Here is a 1738-nt window from a genome sequence, read left to right on the forward strand (position 1 = left end):
GATTTCAGGCCGCTCTAGAGGCGATGGGCACCGGGTAGAAGCTGGCCCCGATCAGCCGACCCCGCTGGGAACCACCCCCCGTCAAGGCCCCCTTGATGAGCACCGCCCCACGGTGCGCCGGCACGTCCCGCCGGCCCCTCACCAACGCGCACCGCTCGGCCCGGCCCCCACGCTCGGGGGCCGGGTCCGGCTTCGCCGTCAGTCCCTACCGATGGGCAGACGCTCGCGGCGTCGCCCGGCCTGGTCCTCGGCCAGCCGTTCGCGGGCGCGGGCGTCCAACGCCTCGTGTCGGTACGCCTCGAACGCCTCGGGGTGCACCTCGTGGGCCTGCATCCACGCTGCGGCGGCGTCGGTGACCCCCTCGGCGTACAGCCACGCCGCGATAGCGTCCGCGACGTTGCATCCGACCTGGGGGGCGATGGCGGCGGGGTCGGTGTGCTCGGCCAGGGCGCGGATGGCCTCGATGCGTGCGGACGTGCGCGCGCTCCGGGCACGCGCCGCCTCCTCGCGCTGCCTCCGCGCGGCGGCCTCGGCTTCCTTGGCCTCACGCTCGCGGCGGGCACGCTCCCCTCGCTCCTGCTGCTGCCGCTTCTGCTCCTCGGGGAAGATGTAGCGCACGAACTCCAGCGGCTCGCCGGGGGCGCGGTGCTCGTCGTACTCGCGCACGTCCGCGGGCGTCATCGGCATTTCATCGGATTCGTTGCACGCGACGACGATCAAGGCCCCTCGCCTCTCGGCATAGTCGGCAGCCTCGGCCATCGTCTTCGGGAGGGGGTAGCCGGTCACGATGCGGGAATCGGTGGCGGTCATGGTCTGACTCCGTTCTAGGGGGGTCCGGGCGGTATCTCCGTCCGGGCGGTGTGGGGCTTGGTCTCCCCTTCCGACTCTTTCAGTGTACTAGACACCGAATGTCCGGCGCAACTCCTGGCGCGGATTTTTCGGCGGATTCTTGCGGGTGCTGGGCGTTCTCGTAGGCACGCGCCTACGTCGGCACCTGCCTACGCGGGGCCCTCCGGGACCGGACATGGGGACGCCCCCGCCGGATCGGCGGGGGCGCCCTCGTGGGCTCGTCAGCCCTCCCGATCATCCCCGGCGTACACATCGCCCTCGACGTACGTCAGCGATTCTCCGGTGACCTCGTGGCGGATGACGTAGTAGTAATCCGCCTCGGCCCACACGTAGTGCCATCCGGCCTCCGCCAAGTCCTCCGCCAGGCTTCCGCCGTCGCCGGACCCCGAGTAGAAAGCATCCCCGGTGAGGTGCACCGTCATCGGGTCGTGCTCCTTCAGAATGGCGATCACCTCGGCGGCGGTGCTGGGCTTGGCTTCGGCCAGGGCCTCGCGGACGGCGGCGACCTTGGTCCAGTACGTGTCAACGCTCATGGCTGCTTCTCCTTGTTCCAGTGGTTCCGGGCGGTGCCTCCGTCCGGGTCGGTGTGGGGCTTGGTCTCCCCTTCCGACTCTTTCAGTGTACTAGACACCGAACGTCGGGTGCAACTCCTGGCGTGGATTTTTTCGGCGGATTCTTGCGGGTGCTGGGCGTCGTCGTAGGCGCGTGCCTACGTCGGCACATGCCTAGTCGGTGGCCGTTCGGGCGTCTCCCCGTGCGGGCGCTGCCGCTGGGCTGCCCCGGTGATGGGAGAGGATTTCAGGCCGCTCTAGAGGCGATGGGCACCGGGTAGAAGCTGGCCCCGATCAGCCGACCCCGCTGGGAACCACCCCCCGTCAAGGCCCCCTTG

Annotated in this window: 2 protein-coding genes; both read right to left on the minus strand. The window is 70.1% G+C overall.

The genetic code is table 11. From position 1 onward, the window contains the following. Window positions 1-198 precede the first annotated feature (198 nt). Window positions 199-810 (minus strand): hypothetical protein, encoded by a 612-nt coding sequence (locus ACFWJO_RS38575; RefSeq protein ID WP_386872862.1) that lies wholly within the window; start codon window positions 808-810, stop codon window positions 199-201. A gap of 260 nt (window positions 811-1070) precedes the next feature. Beyond that, a complete protein-coding gene (locus ACFWJO_RS38580) occupies window positions 1071-1382 on the minus strand; it encodes a hypothetical protein (RefSeq protein ID WP_355505102.1) in 312 nt (103 codons plus the stop codon). Window positions 1383-1738: the final 356 nt, after the last annotated feature.

Origin of the sequence: Streptomyces sp. NPDC127092 (assembly GCF_042722475.1) — a bacterium.
In the GTDB taxonomy this organism is placed as follows: domain Bacteria; phylum Actinomycetota; class Actinomycetes; order Streptomycetales; family Streptomycetaceae; genus Streptomyces.